Annotated in this window: 21 protein-coding genes; 10 read left to right on the forward strand and 11 right to left on the reverse strand. The window is 70.9% G+C overall.

All coding sequences use genetic code 11. From position 1 onward, the window contains the following. Positions 1 to 17: 17 nt before the first annotated feature. Complete coding sequence (gene pssA / locus ABZX90_RS22935; RefSeq protein WP_351129358.1) at positions 18 to 836, forward strand: CDP-diacylglycerol--serine O-phosphatidyltransferase; 819 nt, start codon at positions 18 to 20, stop codon at positions 834 to 836. Between the two features lie 77 nt (positions 837 to 913). Here pssA and ABZX90_RS22940 read toward each other — a convergent pair whose 3' ends face one another. The 5 genes from ABZX90_RS22940 to ABZX90_RS22960 all read right to left on the reverse strand — a co-directional run bounded on the left by ABZX90_RS22940 (position 914) and on the right by ABZX90_RS22960 (position 5,861). Then, a complete protein-coding gene (locus tag ABZX90_RS22940) occupies positions 914 to 2,176 on the reverse strand; it encodes an ABC transporter substrate-binding protein (protein ID WP_355207481.1) in 1,263 nt (420 codons plus the stop codon). Next, the gene (locus tag ABZX90_RS22945; protein ID WP_351129356.1) at positions 2,173 to 3,237 is read right to left on the reverse strand and encodes a branched-chain amino acid ABC transporter permease; all 1,065 of its coding nucleotides are present in this window, start codon (positions 3,235 to 3,237) and stop codon (positions 2,173 to 2,175) included. Before ABZX90_RS22945 ends, ABZX90_RS22940 begins: the two co-directional genes overlap by 4 nt. Before the next feature lie 61 nt (positions 3,238 to 3,298). Beyond that, complete coding sequence (locus tag ABZX90_RS22950) at positions 3,299 to 4,189, reverse strand: branched-chain amino acid ABC transporter permease (RefSeq protein ID WP_351129175.1); 891 nt, start codon at positions 4,187 to 4,189, stop codon at positions 3,299 to 3,301. Continuing rightward, positions 4,186 to 4,971, reverse strand: a complete 786-nt coding sequence (locus ABZX90_RS22955; protein WP_351129354.1) for an ABC transporter ATP-binding protein — start codon at positions 4,969 to 4,971, stop codon at positions 4,186 to 4,188. Before ABZX90_RS22955 ends, ABZX90_RS22950 begins: the two co-directional genes overlap by 4 nt. A gap of 83 nt (positions 4,972 to 5,054) precedes the next feature. Then, the gene (locus ABZX90_RS22960; RefSeq protein ID WP_351129172.1) at positions 5,055 to 5,861 is read right to left on the reverse strand and encodes an ABC transporter ATP-binding protein; all 807 of its coding nucleotides are present in this window, start codon (positions 5,859 to 5,861) and stop codon (positions 5,055 to 5,057) included. Between the two features lie 180 nt (positions 5,862 to 6,041). On the opposite strand from ABZX90_RS22960, the gene ABZX90_RS22965 reads away from it, so the two are divergent. Continuing rightward, entirely contained in the window at positions 6,042 to 7,265 is a 1,224-nt protein-coding gene (locus ABZX90_RS22965) for a helix-turn-helix domain-containing protein (protein ID WP_355207485.1), read from the forward strand. 58 nt (positions 7,266 to 7,323) lie between these two features. Here the strand turns inward: ABZX90_RS22965 and ABZX90_RS22970 are convergent, their stop codons facing one another. Continuing rightward, the gene (locus tag ABZX90_RS22970; protein WP_355207488.1) at positions 7,324 to 8,460 is read right to left on the reverse strand and encodes a glycerate kinase; all 1,137 of its coding nucleotides are present in this window, start codon (positions 8,458 to 8,460) and stop codon (positions 7,324 to 7,326) included. A 265-nt stretch (positions 8,461 to 8,725) separates the two neighbouring features. On the opposite strand from ABZX90_RS22970, the gene ABZX90_RS22975 reads away from it, so the two are divergent. Continuing rightward, positions 8,726 to 9,799: an ADP-ribosylglycohydrolase family protein gene (locus ABZX90_RS22975; protein WP_355207491.1), complete on the forward strand. Its 1,074-nt coding sequence runs from the start codon at positions 8,726 to 8,728 to the stop codon at positions 9,797 to 9,799. Next, positions 9,796 to 10,287, forward strand: a complete 492-nt coding sequence (locus ABZX90_RS22980) for an NUDIX hydrolase (protein ID WP_351129162.1) — start codon at positions 9,796 to 9,798, stop codon at positions 10,285 to 10,287. Before ABZX90_RS22975 ends, ABZX90_RS22980 begins: the two co-directional genes overlap by 4 nt. A gap of 233 nt (positions 10,288 to 10,520) precedes the next feature. On the opposite strand, the gene ABZX90_RS22985 is transcribed toward ABZX90_RS22980, so the two are convergent. After that, a complete protein-coding gene (locus ABZX90_RS22985; RefSeq protein WP_351129159.1) occupies positions 10,521 to 10,790 on the reverse strand; it encodes an SHOCT domain-containing protein in 270 nt (89 codons plus the stop codon). Positions 10,791 to 11,039: 249 nt separating this feature from the next. On the opposite strand from ABZX90_RS22985, the gene ABZX90_RS22990 reads away from it, so the two are divergent. Next, a complete protein-coding gene (locus ABZX90_RS22990) occupies positions 11,040 to 11,468 on the forward strand; it encodes a hypothetical protein (protein ID WP_351129156.1) in 429 nt (142 codons plus the stop codon). 384 nt (positions 11,469 to 11,852) lie between these two features. On the opposite strand, the gene ABZX90_RS22995 is transcribed toward ABZX90_RS22990, so the two are convergent. Both ABZX90_RS22995 and ABZX90_RS23000 read right to left on the reverse strand, forming a co-directional pair. Further along, positions 11,853 to 12,272, reverse strand: coding sequence for a DUF6325 family protein (locus ABZX90_RS22995; protein ID WP_355207548.1), 420 nt, complete (start codon positions 12,270 to 12,272; stop codon positions 11,853 to 11,855). A 186-nt stretch (positions 12,273 to 12,458) separates the two neighbouring features. After that, the gene (locus ABZX90_RS23000; protein WP_355207496.1) at positions 12,459 to 13,103 is read right to left on the reverse strand and encodes a GAP family protein; all 645 of its coding nucleotides are present in this window, start codon (positions 13,101 to 13,103) and stop codon (positions 12,459 to 12,461) included. On the opposite strand from ABZX90_RS23000, the gene ABZX90_RS23005 reads away from it, so the two are divergent. From ABZX90_RS23005 to ABZX90_RS23020, 4 genes are all read left to right on the forward strand, one after another. Further along, entirely contained in the window at positions 13,084 to 13,557 is a 474-nt protein-coding gene (locus tag ABZX90_RS23005; RefSeq protein WP_355207499.1) for a hypothetical protein, read from the forward strand. The genes ABZX90_RS23000 and ABZX90_RS23005 overlap by 20 nt on opposite strands. A gap of 101 nt (positions 13,558 to 13,658) precedes the next feature. Beyond that, a complete protein-coding gene (locus ABZX90_RS23010; protein ID WP_355207502.1) occupies positions 13,659 to 15,287 on the forward strand; it encodes a GMC family oxidoreductase in 1,629 nt (542 codons plus the stop codon). Further along, complete coding sequence (locus ABZX90_RS23015; RefSeq protein ID WP_351135047.1) at positions 15,284 to 16,702, forward strand: DUF2252 domain-containing protein; 1,419 nt, start codon at positions 15,284 to 15,286, stop codon at positions 16,700 to 16,702. Before ABZX90_RS23010 ends, ABZX90_RS23015 begins: the two co-directional genes overlap by 4 nt. A gap of 22 nt (positions 16,703 to 16,724) precedes the next feature. Beyond that, positions 16,725 to 18,542 carry a glycoside hydrolase family 15 protein gene (locus tag ABZX90_RS23020; protein ID WP_355207505.1) on the forward strand — a complete coding sequence of 606 codons (1,818 nt, stop codon included), beginning with the start codon at positions 16,725 to 16,727 and terminating at the stop codon, positions 18,540 to 18,542. 110 nt (positions 18,543 to 18,652) lie between these two features. On the opposite strand, the gene ABZX90_RS23025 is transcribed toward ABZX90_RS23020, so the two are convergent. Further along, positions 18,653 to 19,624: an NAD(P)-dependent alcohol dehydrogenase gene (locus ABZX90_RS23025; RefSeq protein ID WP_351135051.1), complete on the reverse strand. Its 972-nt coding sequence runs from the start codon at positions 19,622 to 19,624 to the stop codon at positions 18,653 to 18,655. 422 nt (positions 19,625 to 20,046) lie between these two features. On the opposite strand from ABZX90_RS23025, the gene ABZX90_RS23030 reads away from it, so the two are divergent. Further along, on the forward strand, positions 20,047 to 20,301 hold the full coding sequence (locus ABZX90_RS23030; protein WP_355207508.1) for a hypothetical protein: 255 nt from the start codon (positions 20,047 to 20,049) through the stop codon (positions 20,299 to 20,301). Positions 20,302 to 20,362: 61 nt separating this feature from the next. Here ABZX90_RS23030 and ABZX90_RS23035 read toward each other — a convergent pair whose 3' ends face one another. Then, positions 20,363 to 21,040 (reverse strand): hypothetical protein, encoded by a 678-nt coding sequence (locus tag ABZX90_RS23035; protein WP_355207511.1) that lies wholly within the window; start codon positions 21,038 to 21,040, stop codon positions 20,363 to 20,365. Between the last annotated feature and the right edge of the window lie 77 nt (positions 21,041 to 21,117).

The following is a 21,117-nucleotide window of genomic DNA, read 5'->3' on the forward strand; positions in this document are numbered from 1 at the left end:
AGACACAGGCCGGCTGGGTGCCGGAGGCCGATGAGGTGGACGACGAGGAGGAGATGCCCCTCTCGCTCCGCCTCTCGATAGCGGACACGCTCACCCTCGGCAACGCCACCTGTGGCTTCATGGCGGTGTACTTCACCACCACCGGCATCCTGATCCCGCACCTCACAGGGAGCGACGAGTCGGGCATGGCCCGGCACTCCGCCGCGACGGCCGTGATCCTGATGCTCTGTGCCGCGGTCTTCGACCTGTTCGACGGCCTGGTGGCCCGCAAGCTGCGCTCCTCCCCCATGGGCGCCGAGCTGGACAACCTGTCCGACCTGATCAGCTTCGGCCTGGCACCGGCGTACTTCGTCCTGGTGTACGGCATGGTCGCGGACGACGCGTACCAGAAGGTGGCCGCGCTCGGAGCGATCGTGGTGCTCCTGGCCGTGGTGCTGAGGCTCGCGAGATTCTCCTGCGTCACGGTGAAGGACGGCACGTTCCAGGGCATGCCGAGCCCCTTCGGCGCGCTGACGGTGGTCTCCATCGTGCTGCTCGAGCTGCCCTTCGTCGCCACGCTCATGGCGATCATGGGCACCGCCTGGCTGATGGTGAGCCGGGTCGAGTACCCCAAGCCGCGCGGTCGCCTCGCGGTCGCGATGCTCTCCTGGATCGTGCTCTCGATGGGGCTCCTGGCTGCGTGGGCGTTCGACGCCCCCGGCGGCCAGCTGCTCCTCCAGACCGGCTGTGCGCTGCAGCTGGTCATGGGCGCGGTGATCCCGCTGTTCGCCACGGCCCGCCGGGTGAACAACTTCCGGGGCAACCGCCGTGAGGCACGAGCCGCGCAGCTCCCGTAACACCCCGTACGTCACGAAGGGCCCCGAACCACACGGTTCGGGGCCCTTCCGCGTGAGCGCCCGCAGGAGCGGGGGTGTCAGGCGCCGGGCGTGTACCCCTCGGCGACCGACGAGGCCCCGGCCTGACGGACGACCTTCATCCCGCCCACCGCGTTCTTGTCGGGCTGCAGAATGACGCTCTGCTTCGAGGACGCCGCGTTCGGGTCGGTGAAGTCCTGGGTGACGCCGAAGCCGGGGTCGAACGCGTCGATGGTCAGCAGGGCCTTGTCGACACCCTCACGGGTGAGGTCCTTGGCCGCGCAGGCCTTCTTCAGCGCCTCGCCGAACGCCGACGCGGCCGTCCAGCCCGCCACCACGCCGTTGTCCAGGGAATCCTTCGGATAGGCGGCCTTGTAGTCCGCGACCAGCTTCTTCGCGCCCGGGGTGTCGCCCCCGATCGGCAGCGAGGGATTGGCCACGTAGTAGTTCGCCTCCAGGGCCGGGGCCGCCGCGGTGGCGAGGAGCTGCGGGGCGAACGCCGAGTTGTTGCCGATGATCGGCACATTGAACTTGCCGGCCGCCGCGACCCCGACCAGCGAGGCCGCCTGCCGCGGCCCCGCGCTGATCACGATGGCCTTCACCCCAGCCTTCTTCAGCGCGACGACCTGGCCGGTCATGTCGTTGTCCGTCGGCTTGATCTTCTGCTCGACGACCTTGAGCCCCTCCTGCTTCGCGATGTACCGCGAGCCCTTCAGGGCGTTCTCGCCGTAGTCCCCCTCGAAGTACACATGGCCGATGCTGTCGCCCTTCTTGAGGCCCTTCTCCTTCATCAGGAAGTCGATCGCGTTGATGGTCTCGATGTCGTACGTGGCGCCGATGACCCGCATGTAGGGGCTGCCCAGCAGGCTGGCCGACCAGGCCTGCGGAAGGACCAGACCCTTGTCCTGGCCGTCGATGCGCTGCTTGACAGCGGCGACGAAGGGCGAGCCGATGAACTGGGTGAAGCCCAGCACCTTCGGTGCGAGCTCCGTGTAGCCGGAGACGGCCTTCTGCGGGTCGTAGCCGTGGTCGCGAACCGTCAGCGCGAGCTTGTAGCCGCAGACGCCGCCGGCGGCGTTGGTCTGCTTCACATAGAGCTGCTGGGCCTGGGTGACGCTCTTGCCGAGCGTCGCGTAGACACCCGTCATGTCGGTGAGCACGCCGAGCCCGATCGTCTTGCCGGAGATCCCTTCACCGGTCTTGACCCCGTCGGCCGCCTGCTTGTCACCGCCGTCGTCCTTGGCCTTGGAGCTGCAGCCGGCCAGCACGAGCAGGGCGGCCAGCGCCCCGGCCGCCAGCCTCGCCGTGTGTGTCGTTCTCATCGTTCCTCCCCTGGAGTGGCCCCGGGACGGGGCTTGACGCGGAGCCGGGCGGCCACCCTGACCAGGCCGCCCGGAAGAAAGAGCACCACCGCCACGACGGCGGCACCGTACAGGTACCGGGCCGCCTCGCCGGGCGCGATCCCGCCCGTACCCGGGTCGGAGACCAGCGGCAGCGCGTCGCTGTAGCGGGTCAGCAGCTGCGGCAGCAGCGAGACGAAGACAGCCCCCACCACCGCCCCGGCGACCGAGCCGAGCCCGCCGATGACGATCATGGCGAGGTAGTCGAGCGAGAGCGTGATCCCGAAGTAGTCGGGCACCGTGCGCTGGAAGACCAGGGCGAGCAGCACCCCGGCGAGACCCGCGTACATCGAGGACAGGACGAAGACGGCGGCGCGGTAGCGGGCGACGGGCACGCCGATCACCCCGGCCGCGATCCGGTGGTCGCGGATCGCGTTCATGGCCCGCCCGGGACGGCCGCGCAGCACCCCGCGGGCGAAGAGCCCGCAGCCGAGGAGCAGCACCAGACCCGCGTACCAGAGCTTCTCGGCCGAACCGAACGGCACGGCGGCGACCACGAGCTCACGGTCGTCGAAGGTGAGGCCGAAGAGGCTGAGCGGCGGTACGTCGCGGCCGTTGAAGCCGCCCGTCAGGTCCCGGGCGTTGAACAGGACGTGCTGCCCGATGAAGATCAGGGCGAGCGTGGCGATGCCGAGGTAGGCACCGCGCAGTCGCCCCGCGATCGGGCTGAACAGGCCACCGGCGATCCCGGACACGGCCACGGCGAGCACGGCCGCGAGCCAGGTCGGCAGGCCCAGACCGGTCAGCCCGTCGCCGCCGTCGGCGGCGAACACGCAGTAGCCGTACGCACCGACCGCGAGGAAGAAGGCGTGCCCCATGGAGAGCTGCCCGGTCGCGCCGGTGAGGAGGTTGAGGCCGATGGCGCCGATCGCCGCGGCCATCGCGAACAGACCGGCCTGGAGCCAGAAGCGGTCGAGGTAGAAGGGCAGCGCGAGCAGCAGGACGGCGCCGGCGGCCCAGAGGGCGGTCCGGAGGCCGGGCAGCCGGAGGGACCGGTCGCGAGCGGTACGGGGTGTGCTGCTCGCCTCGTCGCGGGTGAGGACCTCAGACACGGGCGAGCTCCTTCGTGCCGAACAGCCCGGCGGGCCGGATGAGCAGGATCGCGACCATGACCACGTAGGGCGCGAGATCGCCGAGGCCGCGTCCGAGGAAGGTGAGGTCGCTCTGGTAGCCGGTGGCCAGGGATTCGGTGACCCCGACGAGGAGACCGCCGACCAGCGCGCCGGTCGTCGAGTCGAGGCCGCCGAGGATCGCCGCGGGGAACGCCTTGAGCGCGGCCAGCGAGGTGGCGCGTTCCAGTCCGGGGGTGGGGAAGACGGTCAGGAACAGCGCGGCGACGGCCGCGAGGCCGCCCGCCACCGCCCAGGCCCCCAGCGACACCCGGCCGAGCCGGACGCCCATCAGGGCAGCGGTCTCCGGGCTTTCCGCGGCGGCGCGCATGGCCACGCCCCAGGACGTGTAGCGGAAGGCCAGCAGAAAGGCCGTGATGAGCAGGGCCGCCGCGACGAACGCGGCGATCCGGGTGTGGGCGATGGAGACCGGTCCCACGGTGAGGACGGCGTTGCCCCAGGGGTCGCCCAGCGCCAGGACGTCCGTGCCGATCCGGCGGGTCAGCTCGGTGGTGAGCAGGATGTCGACGCCGATGGTGACGATGGCGAGGACGCTCTGGTCGGTACCCCGGTAGCGGCGCATCACCAGGAACTCCACAGCCGCTCCCACCAGCGCGGCGCCCGCGACACCGGCGAGCAGGGCGGGCCAGAAGCCGATGTCGTCGTGGAGGGTCGCGGTGACGTAGCCGCCCGCGAGCAGCAGGGAGGCGTGCGCGAAGTTGACGACCTCGGTGGCCCGGAAGATGACCACGAAGCCCAGCGCGATGAGGGCGTAGACGGAGCCCATGGACAGGCCGTTGAGCAGGAGTTCGACGAAGGTGCTCATGACGCGGTCTCCTCTGGCTCGGCGCGCTCGCCGAGGTAGGCACGCACCACCGCCGGATCGTTCTGTACGTCTGCGGGGGCGCCGTCGGCGATACGGCGCCCGAAGTCCAGTACGGTCACGGCGTCCGCGAGCCGCATGACCACCCCCATGTCGTGTTCCACCAGCACGATCGAGATGCCGAGGCTGTCGCGGACCCCCGCGACGACCGCGGCGGTCCGGCGCCGTTCGTCGGCGGTCATGCCGGCGACGGGTTCGTCCAGGAGCAGGACCCGGGGCTCCATGCACAGGGCCCGGGCGAGCTCGGCGAGTTTCTGCTGCCCGTAGGGAAGCGAACCGGCGGGCCGGTCGAGCTGCCCCTCCAGGCCCACGAACGCGGCGATCTCGCGGACGCGTTCGCGGTGCCGCCGGTCCTCGCGCGCCGCCGAGGGCAGTCGCAGCCCCGCGGCGAGGAATCCGGCGCGGGTCAGCCGGTGACGGCCGAGCAGCAGGCAGTCCTCGACGGTGGCGTGCGGTGGCAGGGCGAGGTTCTGGAAGATGCGGGCCACGCCCAGCCCGGCGATCCGGTGGGGCGGCAGCCCGGTGAGCTCGTGCTCCCCGAGACGGACGCTGCCGGCGGTCGGCCGGCAGACACCGGACAGCACGTTGAAGCAGGTGGACTTGCCGGCACCGTTCGGACCGATGAGGGCGTGCACGGTGCCCGGTCGCACGGTGAAGCTCACCGCGTCGAGCGCCGTCAGCCCCGCGAACCGGACCGTCACGTCCCGGACGTCGAGTGACGGAATATCGGAGGGCACTGTCGTCCCGGTGGCCCCGGCCGTTTCGGCGGCTACAGGTGTCGCCGTGCTGTCGTGTTCGTTCACGGTGGTCACCCCTTCCAGCGGGACAGGGACGGGAGGCCGTCGCGCGCGGTGGCACCGTCGGCCGCGGCGTCCTCGTCGACCACGCCGAGATAGCGACGGCGCACCTCGTCGGAGGCGGCGAGCTCGTCCGCGGGTCCGGACAGGGTCACTTCACCGACCTCCAGGACATAGGCGCGGGAGGCGAGTCGCAGGGCGAGCGCCGCGTTCTGTTCGACGAGCAGGACGGAGGTGCCCTGTTCGTTGATCTCCCGCACGGTGTCGGCGATCCGCGCGGCCATCAGCGGGGCGAGCCCGAGCGAGGGCTCGTCGAGCAGCAGCACCTTGGGTGCGCCCATGAGCGCCCGGCCGACCGCGAGCATCTGCTGCTCCCCGCCGGACAGCAGTCCCGCCCGCTGCTGGGCGCGCTCGGCGAGGACGGGGAACAGGTCGTGCACCCGCCGCAGGGCGCGGGCCCGGTCCGCACGGCCGCCGGTGGAGCCGAGTGCTCCGGCGCGCAGATTGTCCGCGACCGTCATCCGGCTGAACACCCTTCGCCCTTCGGGGACTTGGGACACCCCGGCGGCCACCACCCGGTCCGGCGACAGCCGGTCCAGGGGGCGTCCGCCCAACGTGACCGTGCCGCCGGTGACCGCTCCCCCGTGGAAGGAGAGGGTCCGGCACACCGCCCGCAGCAGCGTCGACTTGCCCGCGCCGTTGCCGCCGAGAACCGTCACCACGGTTCCCTCGGGCACCTCCAACGACACGTGACGCAGTGCGCGTACGGGGCCGTATCCGACCGACAGTTCCCGCACGAGCAGAGCGGAACCGTCCATGGCACCTCCCTTGTCCTTGCTCGGTGTGGCGCTCACCTCAGCACCGGCGGACACCCCCGTCCACGGGGTACGGCCGAAACGCGGCGGGAGCCCAGCGGTGGCACCCACCCGTTGTGCACGCGCACAACACCGCGTGTCAGGGGCCTGTGCGACCCCGTGTCCGGGTGGCATCCTCCGGCCATGGGAGGGCGCAGACCGCGGACCGGTCATGACTGGAAGCTGCTCGCGGAGTCGTGTGTGGCTCTGCTGGAACGGCTGCCCGAGCTCGTCGACGAGCACGTCAGGCAGCTCACCGAGTACTCCCCCGTCTACGGACAGGTGCTGCCGTACGACCAGCAGTGGCGGGAGGCGGAGACCGCGATGCGCATCGGCATCCAGGCGATGTCCGCGCCCCGGGACTCACCGCGCCGCGATCTGGAGCACGCCGAGGCGGCGGGCCGGCGGCGGGCGCAGCAGGGGTTACCGCTCGAACTCCTGGTGCACGCCTACCGTGCCGCGGGCTATCTGGTGTGGGACGCGCTGATGGAGGGCGCGGCGAGCCGGGAGCCCGAGCGGCTCACGGTGCTCATGCGGTGCGCCACGATGGTGTGGTCGGCGGTGGACGCGCAGGCCGCGACCGCGTCGGAGTCCTATCTCGCCACGGAACGGGAGCTGCGGCGGCGCACCGACGAGCAGTTGCAGGCCCTGCTCGACGCTCTGCTGGAGGGCCAGGAGGCACCGGGGCTCGCGGCGCGGGCGGCGGCCGGGCTCGATCTGCCCGAGCACGGACCGTACGCCGTCGTGGTGCTGCGGACGGAGCGCCACGACGGCCGGGACGGCTGCGTCCGGCCGATGCTCGGGGCGGGGCTGCGGTTCATCTGGCGGATGCGGGCCGACTGCGAGATCGGGGTGGTGGCGCTGGACGCCGGGCAGGGCCTGGACGAGGTGGCCCGACTGCTGGACGGACGGCGCTCGGGTCCCGGCGGTATCAGTCCGGTGGTGTCGGGTCTCGGCGAGCTGGGGCGGGCCCGGCGGTGGGCCGAGCTGGCGCTGCGTACCTGTCCGCCGGACGCGACCGGTGTCGTACGCCTCGACCAGCGGATGCCGACGGCGCTCGTCGTGAGCCAGCCGGAGCTGGCGGGCCGGCTGGTGGCGGACGTGTTCGGCGCGCTGCTGGAGCTCGAACCGGGCGACCGGGCCGTGCTGATCGAGACGCTCGACATGTGGCTGGCCTGCGAGGGCTCCGCGGGACGGGCGGCCGGACGCCTGTACTGCCACCGGAACACCGTCTTCAACCGCCTACGCCGGCTGGAGCAGCTGACATCACGCTCACTGGCCCGCCCCCGCGACCTGATCGAGATGACCCTGGCCCTGGACGCCTACCGGTTGGCAGGCGCCGGGGCGGTCACGGGGACGGGACGATGAGGGGGACGCGCCGGTGAGGGGGACGCGCCGGTGAGGGAAGCGTTGGACTCGTTGGGCCTCAGCCCAGGAAGTCCCGCCCGATGTTCTCCGCCACCCGCTCCAGGATCGGCCCCGCGTCGGCGATGCACTTCGCGATGTCGGGCTCGACCTCGGTCAGGGGGTACGCCCGCCGGATGCCCGCCCTGCCGAGCGCCTCCGGCCGGAGCGCGAGGCGGCCGCAGACCGCGACGACCTCCTTGCCCCCGGCGCGGGCGGCCGCGGCGACCCCCGCGGGCGCCTTGCCGTGCAGGGTCTGTTCGTCGAGCGACCCCTCGCCGGTGATCACCAGGGTGGCGCGCTCCAGCGCGGGCGCGAAGCCGAGCACATCGAGCATCACCTCGATGCCGGGCCGGAAGCGGGCGCCAAGGACCAGAGCCCCATAACCGACCCCTCCCGCGGCGCCCGCGCCCGGCGCGGCGGCGTACCCGGCGGCCTTCGGCCCGATCGCCTTCTCCAGGACGGTGGCGAAGTGGGCGAGGGCGGTGTCCAGGGTCGCCACGTCGTCGGGCCCCGCCCCTTTCTGCGGGCCGTACACGGCGGGCGCGCCCTTGGGGCCCGTCAGCGGGTTGTCCACGTCGCTGGCCAGGACGAGATCGACCGCGGAGAGCCGTTCGTCCAGGCCGGACAGATCGGCCCTCTCCACATCACTCAACGCGGCGCCGCCGGGAGCCACCGGCTCACCGTCCGCGTCGAGGAAGCGCGCGCCGAGCGCGGACAGCATGCCCGCGCCGCCGTCCGTCGTCGCGCTGCCGCCCACGCCGAAGACGATGGTGCGCGCACCGGCGTCCAGCGCGGCGCGCAGCAGTTCCCCGGAGCCGTACGTCGAGGACGAGAGTGGTGCGAAGACACCCTTGGGCAGCCGCTGCAACCCGCTCGCCTCGGCCATCTCCACGACCGCGGTGTCCCCGCGCAGCGCGAACGCGGCGGTCACCTCGTCGCCCAGCGGTCCGGCGACGCGCACCTCGTGGCGCTCGAATCCGGCCGCGACCGCCGCGTCGACGGTGCCGTCGCCGCCGTCGGCCACGGGAAGCGACTCGATCTCGACCCACGGCGCGACCCGGCGCAGTCCGGCCGTCACCCGCTCCGCGACCTGTACGGCCGTCAGCGATCCCTTGAACTTGTCCGCGGCGATGAGCACACGCGGGGTCCGATTCACTGCAGCGTCCGCCACCTTGCAATCCCCTTGCTTTCCGGCCTTGCACACGTCAAGGCAGTCGCGCCGCAGCGACCTTAACCGGAGGAAGCCCCCGCCGTCATGCCCCCGCTCAGCCCGTGGGACCGCCCGCGCTCAGCCCGCGGGACCGGCCGCCGCCGTCGCGCCGGGCGCCGTACATCGGCGGCATCACCGGCATCGGCGCCGCTGAGAGCCCGGTTCTGCGCCGCGGCGGGCAAGCCCGCCCGGAAGCGGGTAGACCGTAACCATGACCCCTGTGGGCACCGACATCGCCGACCGCGTCCTCGGGGGCTGGCTGGGCCGGATCGCGGGCAACATGCTCGGCAAACCGGTCGAGCAGGGCGACCACTGGACGCGGGACCGGATCGACCGCTATCTGCGGCAGGCCGCGGCCCTGCCCCTGACCGACTATCTCCCCGGGCCCGCAGAGGACGGCGCGGGCGACGAGTTCGAGCTGCGGCCCGAGTGGCGCAGCTGTGTGCGGGGCCGCATCCACGGCAGCTGCCGTGACGACGACGTGGACTACGCGATCCTCGGACTCGACCTCCTGGAGACACACGGCTTCTCGTTCAGCACGGAACAGGTGGGTGACCTGTGGCTGCTGCGCCTGCCGTATCTCCAGACGTTCACGGCGGAGCGGGCCGCGTACCGCAACCTCGCCCAGGGTCTGAAACCCCCGGTGACGGCGACGTACGAGAACCCGTACCAGGAGTGGATCGGCGCGCTGATCCGCGCGGACGTCTACGGCTGGACCTCCCCGGGGCTGCCGCACCGCGCGGCCTCCCTGGCCCGCCGGGACGCCGTCCTCTCGCACACCGGCAACGGCGTGTACGGCGCGATGTGGGCGGCGGCGCTGATCGCCGCGGCCTTCACCGCCCCGTCCGTCCGGGACGCGCTGGACACGGCGCTCACCGTGATCCCGGCGAGCAGCCGTCTGGCGCGCACCGTACGCCGGGTGCTCGCGCTCCACGAGACCCGGATGACCTGGGAGGACACGCTCACCACGGTGTCCGAGGAGACCGCCGGGATGGGCTGGATCCACACGGTCCCGAACGCGGCGGTGCTGACCGCCGGGCTCCTGTACGGCGACGGCGACTTCACCCGCACCATCACGCTGACCGTCCGCGGTGGCCTGGACACCGACTCGAACGGCGCGACCGCGGGCTCCGTCGCGGGCGTCCTGTGCGGGGCGGCGGCGATCCCCCCGCAGTGGAAGGACCCGCTGGAGGACACCGTCCGCAGCGCGGTGTTCGGCTTCGACGGGGTACGGATCAGCGAGCTCGCGTCGCGTACGGTCGCGCTGGTTACCCTGCCTGCGTGACCACTTCGGACTTCGCCGCATACATCGCCGGCCTGCCCCGCGTCCTCGCCGGGGCCGCCGTTCTCTTCCGCGACGACGAGGGGCGGGTGCTGCTCGTCGAGCCGAACTACCGCGAGGGCTGGACCCTTCCGGGCGGAACGGTGGAGTCGGACGACGGCGAGAGCCCACGGCAGGGCGCGCGCCGTGAGACGGCCGAGGAGATCGGCCTCGACGTGGAGCCCGGACGGCTGCTGGCCGTCGACTGGGTCCAGGGGCCGGGGCGCCCGCCGCTGGTGGCGTATCTGTACGACGGCGGAGTTCTCGGCGAGTCCGACCTGAAGGCGATCCGGTTGCAGGAGGAGGAGCTGCTGTCCTGGCGGCTGGTGCGGCGCGAGGAACTGGCCGCGCATCTGACGGGCTCCTCGGGTCGTCGTGTCCTCGCCGCACTCGACGTCCTGGCGGAGGGCTCGGGGACGGCGGAACTGGAGAACGGCCACCGGGTTGGCTGACCCGGGCACAGGGGGAACGGCCACCGCGTGGGCTGACCCGGGCACGGAACGAGCCCAGCACCCGGGGCGGCCTCACCCGCGGCACCGGGGTCTTGTCACGCCTCGGCGGCCGAGGGCTGATCCCTCGGCCGCCGGGCCGGTGTTCTCGCTTCTCGTCGAGGATCGTGCACGGGTCAGCCGCTCATCGAGGATCGTGCGCGGGTGAGCCGTTTATCGAGGATCGTGCGCGCGAGTCAGCCGAGGATCCTGCGCTTCTGCTCCTCGAACTCGGCTTCGGTGAGCACGCCCTGGGCCTTGAGGTCCCCCAGTTGCTTCAGCTGATCCATCTTGCTGGTCATGTCGTCGGCCGGCGGGGCGGGCGCGGCGGCGGGCGGGGGCTCCTGCTGCGGGGCTTCCTGCTGGGCCCATCGCCCCTGCTGGCGACGTGACACACGGTTCGAGACGGCGGTGGCCGTACCGGCCACCACGGCGGTGCGGGCGACCCCGCGAAGGAGACCGGGCACGGTGTTTTCCTTTCATGCACGAGAGCACAGGGAATGACCCGAAAGGGATCCGATCCCTTGTGCGCGCCGAATTCCCCGGCGCAGATGACAGGTCCATTGGAGCACCGTACGGATTCCTCCGCACATCGGCCTCGGCCCCGCCCGGCGCGATTTCCGACGATCTGCCGGACCGTCATTCCCGTGGCAAGCTGAAATGTGGCCACCGGCCGTCACCGGTCTGTGGCGAGGTCTACGCAGGAGGAGCTCGCAATGGCTACGACGAGTACGCACCGGCAGGGAACCACCGGCAGTTCGGGAGCGTGGGTGTCCGGATGGACCGCCTTCGCCGCGGTCATGATGATCTTCGGCGGCGCGATGGCGATATTCCAGGGCATCGCCGCCATCGCCAAGGACGACGTCTTCGTCACGACCAGCAACTACGTCTACAGCTTCAACCTCACGAGCTGGGGCTGGATCCACCTCACCCTCGGCGTCCTGGTCGTCCTCGCCGGCATCGCCGTGTTCCGCGGCATGCTGTGGGCCCGCATCGTCGGCATCACCCTGGCGGGCCTGGCCATGGTCGCCAACTTCATGTGGCTGCCGTACTCGCCCGTGTGGTCCAGCGTTCTGATCGCCATCTCCGCCTTCGTCATCTGGGCACTGTGCGTCGGGCCCGGCCGGGACGCCCGTACCCAGTAGCCGACCGCGCCCTCCAGTCGCCCTCCGACCAGCAGCGGCCCCGCACCTAGGTGCGGGGCCGCTGTCGGTTCGGCGCAGACGTGCCGGGCGGGCCTGGGCTTGCTGTGCCGCGGCGGGCTGGGATCGGTCTGCCGGTGCGCCGGAGTTGCGGTCTGCCGGTGGGCCGGGGGTTGCGGTCTTGGTTGCGGTCTGCCGGTGGGCCGGGGTTGCGGTCTGCCGGAGTTCGGGAGCTCGAAGGCCTCACCGGGCCGCGGGCGCGACGGACGTGGCCGCGCCCCCGGCTCCTCCGCCGATCGGCGGGTCCAGGGGCGCGGCCATGTCCGCGACCGGACCGCTCCACCGTCGGCGGAGCGGTCCGGCATCCGTGTCGTCCGTCCGTGTCGTCTATCCGGCGTCCGTGTCTTCGAGCGCGGCGAGCACCGCCGGCATCGGGATGCGCCCGGAGGCGACCATCTGGGCACCGCTGCGTCGCAGGGCGGTGGCGAAGGGAGCCGCCCACACGTTCTCGTAGACCAGGATTCCGGCGGAGTTGCCGGGTTCCAGGGCCTTCCCCGCCTCCTCGATGTCGTCCTCGCCCAGCAGGCCTGAGGACACGCCCTCGAAGACGGCGAGGTCGAGCGCTCCGTCTCCGTCGAAGTCGGCGATCTCCATGCCGACCACAGATCCGTCCTTGTCCTTTCTCACGAACAAAAGGTCGAGGATGCGAATGACGCCGCGGTCCACCAGATCGACCAGGATCGGAACTCCCTCACCGGTCATTCGGTTACCGGGAAACTCCAGGACCACATAGTCGATCGGTCCCATCTCGACGAATTCATCTTCGCTCACGGCTTCACCCCTGCATGGTCATGGTGGTCCCCCTGCCCCTCGTCCATGCCATTGCAGCACCGGACAGAAGCCGCCGCACTTCGGTGCGACGGCTCCCCCTGGCCCCTGACGAGCCTCCGGCCGACCCCTGACGAATGCAGCCGTCCGGGCCGTTCGGGCGGTTCACGCGGTCAGTTGGTAGATGCTCTTGCCCACCAGCCACAGCCCCAGGAACAGCACGAGCGACACCAACGCCTGTTCCTGGTGCCCCTCCAACCAGGTACGCAGCTGCGCGAGCCGCACGTGGGCCGATCGCGGGGCGAACGTCGCGTAGAGCTCCATCGTCAGCAGGCTGGAACTGGCCAGCAGGACGTAGGCCATCAGTGCCGCGTACGAGGCGGCATGCGAGAGGTCGGCGTCCACGACGGTGGCGGCTCCGGCCGCGACCATCCCCCACGGCTGGAGCAGCAGCGCCAGCCCGGCCGCCGACCAGGGGGAGATCCGCTCGATCCGCGACATGAAGCCGGAGGACTTGGGTCGCTTGCCGATGTTGCGGCGGGTGCGCTCCGCGTAGGCGATCATTCCGACGCCGATGGCCAGTTTGGCGGCCAGGACGGCCGTGGACGGCGCGGATTTCGGGGCCGGTGGCTCGCCGCCGGTCATGAGCAGCACCGCGGCGATGATGCCGACGAAAGTGGCCAGCCAGGTCAGGATGAAGACGAGGCCCATCCAGATTCCCTTGCGTGCCGACAGCACCAGCACGAATCCGGTGACCGGCAGCGGGTCCAGGGCGATCACCATGCCGATGATGACCAGGTCAAGGACCATCGCCGCTCCCGCGTGGTCTCGCGCGGCTCACCACCGCGGCATCGCGCATGCCTTCATCGTCACCTCCCCCGCCCACGTCCACAAATCCATGGTTCCGCCCGGAACGCCACCACCTGCCGGCACCGTCCGCCATCCCCCCGTACGGCCCAACGGCGCTCGCGCCACGAGCCCGGCGACCGCGCACCTGCTGCCCGCCGGGCGCGTGCCCTGGCCGCCTCTGCTGCCCGGCGCGATCGTGACCGGGGCGGCCCTGACCGTGCTGTCGGTGATCGCCAAGGTGTACGTACCGAACGCGCTGAACCACAGCCTGGAGCGCTACGGGTCGCTGGGCGAGGTCTTCACCGTGCTGTCCTGGCTGATCGGACTGTGCGTCGTCATCTCCGTGGGCATCACGGCCGGTGCCGTCATCGCGCGGGAACCCGCCGTGGTCCGCCGTCTGGGCTCGCCCGATTAGCTCAACTCGCCGGACATATCGCCCAGAGCTACCTTGGTGATCGGGCCGGATGCCCCCTTCTACCGGCAGGCCCGGACCACGATCCAAGGACGGTGGCCGGCATGACCGACTCACGTCACTACGACGTCATCGTTATCGGGACCGGCGCGGGCGGCGGGACCATCGCCCATCGGATGGCTCCCACCGGCAAACGGATACTCCTCCTCGAACGCGGTGGCTACCTCCCACGCGAACGCGACAACTGGGACTCCACGGCTGTGTTCGTCAAGGGCAAGTACCGGGCCCCGGAGTTCTGGTACGACCGGCACGGCAACCAGTTCCCGCCCGAGGTCAACTACTACGTGGGCGGCAACACCAAGTTCTACGGCGCCGCGCTCTTCCGGCTGCGCCCGGAGGACTTCGGCGAGCTCCGCCACCACGACGGCGTCTCCCCCGCCTGGCCGCTCGGCTACCAGGACCTGGAGCCGTACTACTCCCAGGCCGAGCACCTCTACCTCGTGCGCGGCCGCCACGGGGAGGACCCGACCGAAGGGCCCAGCAGCACCCCGTACGCCTACCCGCCGGTCCGGCACGAGCCGCGTATCCAGCAGCTCAGCGACGACCTGGAGAAGCAGGGGCTGCACCCCTTCCACCTCCCGATCGGGGTGAACCTCACCCAGGACGACCGCGGCCGGGCCGTGCACACCAGCGCCTGCATCCGCTGCGACCGTGTCGACGGCTTTCCTTGTCTGGTCGGCGCGAAGTCCGACTCGCAGGTCATCTGTGTCGACCCCGCCCTCGAACACCCCAACGTGGAGATGGTCACCCACGCGAACGTACGACGGCTCGACACCGACCCTACGGGCCGCAGTGTCACCTCCGTCGTCGCGACGGTGGGAGAGGGAGACGGGGGCGGAGGCGGTGACGCAGGGAGTGCCGGTTCAGTGGGCGGTTCGACCGTCGAGTTCAGCGCCGACATCGTGATCGTCGCCTGCGGCGCGGTCAACTCGGCGGCCCTGCTGCTGCGTTCGGCGAGCGACCGGCATCCGCAGGGCCTGGCCAACAGCTCGGACGTGGTGGGCCGCCACTACATGCGTCACAACAACCTCGCCCTGATGGCGATATCAGAGGAACCGAACGACACCAAGTTCCAGAAGACACTGGCGCTGCACGACTGGTACCTGGGGTCCGACGACTGGGACTACCCCCTCGGCGGCATCCAGATGCTGGGAAAGTCCGACGCCGATCAGATCCACGGCGAAGCGCCCCGCTGGGCGGGAGCCGTCGCTCCCGACATGCCCTTCGAGGTACTCGCCCACCACGCCGTCGACTTCTGGCTGTGCGGCGAGGACCTGCCCGTCGCGGACAACCGCGTCACCCTGGACGGGGACGGCGACATCCACCTCGCCCTCGACGAGAAGAACAACATCGCCGGGCTCCGGCGCCTTCGGCACAAACTGCAGGGCATGCTCGGCCACTTGGGCATGCGCGAACACCATCTCCTGTCGCACAGCATCTATCTGCACAAGGGCATGCCCATCGGCGCCACGGCGCACCAGGCGGGGACGGTCCGCTTCGGCAACGACCCCGCCGATTCGGCCCTCGACATCAACTGCAAGGCCCACGACCTCGACAACCTGTACGTCGTCGACACGAGCTTCTTCCCGAGCATCGGCGCGGTGAATCCCTCGCTGACCGCCATCGCCAACGCGCTCCGCGTCGGCGACCACATCGCGGAGCGTCTGCAATGACCCCCAAGCACCCCGCCGACAGCCACCCTCCGCACCACACCCCGGCGGAGCGGGCCGCGCTCGGCAAGGCAGCCCGGTCCGCCGTACCCCGTTCCAGCCACGCCGACTTCGTCCCCTCGCCGAAGCGGACCGACCCGGTGGACGTCGTGGAGGGACAGTCGGCGACCCGGGTGCCCGAGCTCGTCCCGATCCGCTACGGCAGGATGACCGAGTCGCCGTTCCGTTTCTACCGTGGGGCCGCCGCCATCATGGCCGGAGACCTCGCCGACACACCCCGGTCCGGGATCAGGGTCCAACTGTGCGGCGACGCCCACCTGTTGAACTTCCGGCTGCTGGCGTCGCCCGAGCGGCGCATGATGTTCGACATCAACGACTTCGACGAGACGCTGCCCGGCCCGTGGGAGTGGGACGTCAAGCGGCTGTCCGCCAGTTTCGTCATCGCGGGCCGGGCGAACGGCTTCAGCACCAAGGAGCGCGCCGACATCGTCCGTACAACGGTGCGGTCGTACCGCGAGTGGATGAGACGCTTCGCCGGGCTGGGCAATCTCCCCGTGTGGTACACGCATTTCGACGAGGAGTGGGTACGGACCCATATCGCCGGGGAGCTGAGCGCGCGGGCCCGCGAGCGCTGGTCCAGGACGACCGCCAAGGCGCGTACCCGGGACAGCCTCCAGGCCTTCGCCAAACTCACCCACATCGTCGACGGCAAGGCCCGCATCACGCCGGACCCGCCACTGATAACGCCGTTGCAGGACATGCTGCCCGACGTCGAACGCAGCGCCCTGGAGAAACAGCTCCGCCGGCTGATCGAACGGTACGGCCGGAGCCTGAACTCGGACCGGCGGTTCCTCCTGGAGCAGTACCAAATCGCCGACGTGGCCCGCAAGGTGGTCGGTGTCGGCAGTGTGGGCACCCGCTGCTGGATCATCCTCCTGCTCGGCCGGGACGACGCGGATCCGCTGCTCCTGCAGGCCAAGGAGGCCGACACGTCCGTACTGGCTCCGTTCGCCGGCGCCAGCGAGTACCGGACGCAGGGCGAGCGCGTGGTCGCCGGCCAGCGGCTCATGCAAGCCACCAGCGACATCTTCCTCGGCTGGGAGCGGGCCGACGGCATCGACGGCCGCCGACGGGACTTCTATGTACGGCAGTTGCGGGACTGGAAGGGCATCGCCGAACCCGAGGCCATGGTGCCGTCCGGCATGCGGGCCTTCGGTGAACTGTGCGGTGCCACGCTGGCCCGCGCGCACGCGAGGTCCGGCGACCGGATCGCCATCGCCTCCTATCTGGGCGGGGGCGACGTCTTCGACCGGGCACTCGTCCCGTTCGCCGAGAGCTACGCCGACCAGAACGAGAAGGACCACAGGGCACTCGTCGACGCCGTCCGCTCGGGGCGCGTCAAGGCCGAAGCGGCCTGACAAGCCCGACAAGGAGGCCAGCATGGATCGCTATCCGCCCATCGCCGACCACGGACTGATCGGGGACCTGCAGACCGCGGCCCTGGTGTCGTCCCAGGGCGTCGTCAACTGGTTCCCCGCCCCACGCTTCGACTCCCCCAGCGTCTTCGCCTCACTGCTGGACCACGACGGCGGCGGCTACTTCCGCCTCGCGCCCGATCACCCCGAAGGCACGTGGAGGCAGCTCTACTACCCGGACACGGCTGTCGTGGTGACCCGCTTCATGTCCCCGGACGGCGTGGGCGAGATCATCGACTTCATGCCGGTCCTGACAGGCCGGACCCCGACCGACCGGCACAGTCTGGTGCGCATCGCGCGCTCCGTGCGCGGCACCGTGCACTTCGCTCTGGAGTGCCGGCCGCGGTTCGACTACGCGCGGGCGAGCCACGAACTCGACCTGACGCCCGGCACGGCGGCGTTCCGGTCCCCGGGGGCGACCGCCTACCTCCAGGGCAACATCCCGTTCGAACGCGACGGGAACGACGTCCGGGGCGGCATCACCCTCGACAACGGCGAGCAGGCGGCCGTGGTGTTCACGGTGTGCGGGCCGGACGGCGAAGCGCCGCCGCCCCCCACCGTCGACGCGGTCACCGACGGCCTCTGGAGCAATGTCGACTTCTGGCAGAAGTGGGTGCGCACCTCGAACTACCGGGGCCGCTGGACGGAGATGGTGCACCGCTCCGCGATCACCCTCAAGCTCCTCACCTACGCCCCCAGCGGAGCACCGGTCGCCGCCCCCACCATGGGACTGCCCGAGCAGGTCGGCGGCGAGCGCAACTGGGACTACCGGTACACCTGGGTGCGGGACGGATCGCTGTCGGTGCGGGCGCTGCTCGACCTCGGCTTCGTGGAGGAGGCGACCCAGTTCACCCGCTGGATCGGCGACCGTCTGCAGGCACGCGAGGGACCGGACGACGAAATCCTCCAGATCATGTACCGGGTCGACGGCGACCCGCATCTGACGGAGGAGATCCTGGAGCACTTCGAGGGCTACCGCGGCTCGCACCCGGTACGCGTCGGCAACGCGGCCTCCGACCAGTTGCAGCTCGACATCTACGGCGAGGCCCTCTACGGCCTGTCGGAGGGCCGCGCGGTGGGTGAACAGGCCGGCTACCACGGCTGGAAGGGGCTGGCCGGCATCCTCGACTGGCTCGCCGACAACTGGGACCGCCCCGACGAGGGCATCTGGGAGACCCGCGGCGGTCGCAAGGACTTCACCTACAGCCGGGTGATGTGCTGGGCCGCGTTCGACCGGGGCCTGAAACTGGCCACCGAGTTCAGCAGACCGGCCGACACCGTCCGGTGGACCGCGGCCCGGGACGCGATCCTCGAACAGGTCATGGCGCGCGGCTGGAACGACAAGCAACAGGCGATCGTCCAGCACTACGACGGCGACGTCCTGGACGCCTCCCTGCTGCTGGCCCCCCGCGTCGGCTTCGTCTCCCCGCGGAGCCCCGGCTGGCTGAGCACCCTGGACGCCATGGAGCGCGTCCTCGTCTCCGACAGCCTCGTCTACCGCTACGACCCGCAGGCCTCGCCCGACGGACTGCGCGGCTCCGAGGGGACGTTCAGTCTCTGCACCTTCCTGTACGTCGACGCGCTCGCCCGGGCGGGACGGCTCCCGCAGGCCCGCTACACGTTCGAGAAGATGCAGACGTACGCCAACCATGTCGGCCTGTTCGCCGAGGAGATCGGCCCCAGCGGGGAGCAACTGGGCAACTTCCCGCAGGCCTTCACCCATCTCTCCCTCATCATGGCCGCGACGACGCTGGACGAGGCGCTCGACCGGCTGCGTCCCTGAACGGTGCGATGTCCGGGCCCTGCGGCAGCAGTTCAGGGCGGGGAGCGTCACCGCGACCAGTTGCGCCCCGCCCACCCCGGCCACCTCCGCGAAGGGGCCCTCAGCCGAGGTCAGTTCGGCGGTACGACGGTGATGACCACGTTGCCGATCTTCTGTCCGGCCTCGACATACCGGTAGGCGTCGACGATGTGCTCCAGCGGGTACCGTCGGTCGATGACCGGCCTGAAGTCTCCTGACTCCATCAGGTCCCGGAAGTGCCGCACGATCTCCTGGTCCTGCTTCGGAAAGGGAAACTTCACCTTCCTGCGGCGGAACAGCGGCGTGACGAGCGGCAGGAGCAGGTTCTGCCCCCAGGGGCCAAGCTCCGAGGACAGGTACGTCCCGCCGGGTTTCAGCAGCCTCCTGCAGCGGCCGAACGTGGTCTTGCCGACCGCGTCGAACACCGCGTCGTAGCGCTGCTCGTCCCTGGTGAAGTCCTGGGCCGTGTGGTCGACGACCCGGTCCGCGCCCAGGCCCTTCACCAGCTCCAGGTGCGCCGTGCCACACACTGCGGTCACGACGGCCTTGCGCTGCTTCAGGAGCTGCACCGCCGCCGAGCCGATGGCGCCGGTCGCGCCGTAGACGAGGACGTGCTGCCCGGCCTGGACGCCCGCCGTCCTGATGAACGACAGCGCGTAGTGCGAGCCCTCGGTACCGGGAGCGGCCTCCTCGAAGGTCACGCCGGTCGGCATGGTCGCGACGGGGCCGTCGTGCGGAACCGACAGGTACTCGGCATGGGTCCCGAACGCGCCCTCGTTGTACCCGAACACCCGGTCGCCGACCGCGATGGACGTCACGCCGCCACCGACTGCTTCCGCCACTCCCGCGTACTCGGTGCCGAGCACGGTACGCCGGGGTCGGGCAAGACCGGTGAGCATGCGCATGAAGAACGGCCTGGCCGCCCGGTAGGCACAGTCCGTCCGATTGACCGTCGTCGCGTGCACCCTGACGAGAACGTCCTGGTCCCCGATCGAGGGCTTGTCCACCTCGACGACCCGGACCACGGCCGGCGGCCCGTACCTGCTGTACACCGCTGCCTTCATGGGCGAACCATAGCGGTAATGCTCCTTGCCTCCACACGAGCTTGTCCGGGCCGCGGCGTCACCGGACGCCCCGCCCTCGGCGGTTTGCCTTTGCCAGGACGGCCGACATGGAGATCATTCCGGGGCTCGGCGTCAGCATGGTCAGGATCGGTGACCGGCGTGCGCACGAGGGTGCTCGGCGGCTGCAATGACGTCGACCCCGACCCGATGGCGACCGCCCGCCTCGTCCGGTCGGCGCACTGGATTCGTTCCTTCACGGACTGCTGACCTTCGACAATCTCTTTGCGGCCGGCGGCCTGAGGGTCACCGACAACTCCACAGGCGTCACCTTCCTGCCCGGTTGCTGCGATGGGCTGGAGGACTGGCGTGACTGGCAGCAGTTCGTCGACGACGGCAGCCTGCTCGGATTCGGCCACGACCCCGTGTCACCGATTGCGGAGCGCTTCGGCGACGTCGTCCGGCTCACCGTAAATGCCGAGCGGAGCGACAGCCCGGTGATCGAGCTGTCCGTCACCGAGCTCCGCCACCTGCTTGCCAGTGCCGAGCGCGACCTGGTCAACTTTCCCGCGCTGGCGGCCGATTGGGCCTCCAGGCTGCCGGACCACTGCCCCGCCGTCACAACCGCCCTCGCCCGCGCTCTGGACCTTCCTGCGCCGGCCATACCGCCGGAGCCGTAGGACGGGGCCCGTGATCCGGTTCGACGGCTGACACGGCGCCGCCCCACTGCCGTCCTTGCGGTCAGGTCTCGGCACTGCTGAAGTGGCTGGTGCCGGTGTTCGCGCCACGGGTCCACAGGGAGAGGTCACTGCTCGTCGCTACGGCAATCGTTCGGCCGGAGGGGGAGAAGCCGGCTGCGCGGAATGTGGAGTAGTTCGAGTGGAAGATGTGCCACCACTCCTCTCCGTGCGGGCCCGAATGCGGGAGCCCGCCGTCGCTGGACAGCAGGACTCGCTCGTTCGGCCAGGCCGGGGTGACGACTTCCAGGGTCCAGCCGTCTCCGGTGGTGGTGTGCAGCCCGCCGCCGAAGAGCCCGGCGATGCGTACGCGGCTTCCAGCGATCGGCCCCAGCCCGGGGCAGGACAGGTCGTCAACTGCGTCGGGGGTGCTGTCCTCGGGAGCGGGGTCGCGGTCCCTGGCGATCTTCTCACCGGTGACGGCGTCGAAGAGACCGTGCCCGTCGTGCGAGACGACCATCAGCAGATCGTGGCCGGTATCGGGATCCGTCGCGAAGCCGATACCGAGCAGTCCGCCGACAGGGACGCCGTACTCGTACTCGAAGACGGCCCGCCAGGGTTCGGGCGCAGGCACCACAGGGGCCGCGAGGAGCCGGTTCCGCATCGCCCGATGGTAGGCCGAGAGTTCCGGCTCATGCTCGGACTGCCCGACCGGAGGCGTCTCCTTCGTCCACTTCATCACGGGACCATGATCCATGCCCCCACAGGCCGGCCCCAAAGGTGCCCCGCCCCACCGCGCAGGCGCAGCCCGCAACCACC

The organism is Streptomyces sp. NPDC002935 (genome assembly GCF_040611295.1).
Lineage (GTDB): Bacteria > Actinomycetota > Actinomycetes > Streptomycetales > Streptomycetaceae > Streptomyces.